This is a genomic window from Verminephrobacter aporrectodeae subsp. tuberculatae At4 (assembly GCF_000193225.1).
GTDB classification, from domain to species: Bacteria; Pseudomonadota; Gammaproteobacteria; order Burkholderiales; family Burkholderiaceae_C; genus Acidovorax; species Acidovorax aporrectodeae.
This window is the reverse complement of record NZ_AFAL01001006.1, coordinates 1-926: the sequence shown is the minus strand read 5'-3', so window position 1 is coordinate 926 and position 926 is coordinate 1. Positions and strand designations below refer to the sequence as shown.

General features: G+C 75.2%; 1 pseudogene. It reads right to left on the bottom strand.

The annotated features are described in order from the left end of the window. Positions 1–926, bottom strand: a pseudogene (locus VTU_RS34300) (translocation/assembly module TamB domain-containing protein); the annotation flags it as partial.

Below are 926 nucleotides of genomic sequence, written 5' to 3'. Positions count from 1 at the left end.
ACCGTGAGGATGCGCAAATCGCCGCTGGCGCGGCGCAGGCTGGCGCTGGCGCGCAGGCCGGCACGGCGCTCCACGTTCCACTGCCCGTCGAGCACGATGTCGCTGGCCAGCCCCATGCGCGCGAGCAGAGGTTGCGCGGGGCTGCCGGCGGGCGGTGTGCCCGGACCCAGGGTGTCCAGGGCGTCCACCCAGGCCATGGGCAGGCCCTGCAATGTTCCCTGGGTCTGTAGTTGCGGGGGCGCCCCCGCACCGCCAGACCAGCGCAGCGGCTGCCAGCGCAGCGCCACCGTTCCGGGCAGCGGGCCGGTGAGACGGGCTTGGCCGGCCGAGGTTTCGAGGCGGAATGCGGGGGGCGGCGCGGAATGCGCGCTGGCACCCGCCTGGGGCGCGGCGCCGTGCACGCTGATGCGCAGCGGCTCCACCAGTTGCAGTGCCCAGGGGGGTCCGGGGGGCGGGCTGTTTTGCCCTGCCGCGGGCGGGCCGGGTTGCGCCTGCAAGCGCAAGTGGTTGATCTGCGCGCGCCATTGCCCGGCGGCGACCAGCCCACCCGAGATGCGCGCCTGCAGGGCGGCTTGCACGGCGCGGGGCGCAGGGCTGCGCAGCTCTGCGGAGAGGGCCAGGCTGGCCTGCCCCAGGTTGCCCGAGAGTTCCGCCTGCACGGCGCGCAATTGAAGCGCCTGGCGCGCTGCGTCGGCGCCCGCTGCGGACGGCAGCGTCAGATCGAGCTGCGCTGTGCTCAGCGTGGCCTGCAGATCGAAGCGCTCCTGGTCCGTGGGCCGTGCGGCGCCTGCGCTCGTCGCTTGCAACTGCTGCACCAGCGTCTGCCAGCCGCCGTTCCAGCGCGTGCTCAGCCGGGCCGGGCCCTGGGCGCCGACGCCTTGCAGGGCGTGCTGCAGGTCGGCGCCGAGGAACGGCAGGCTGCGCAG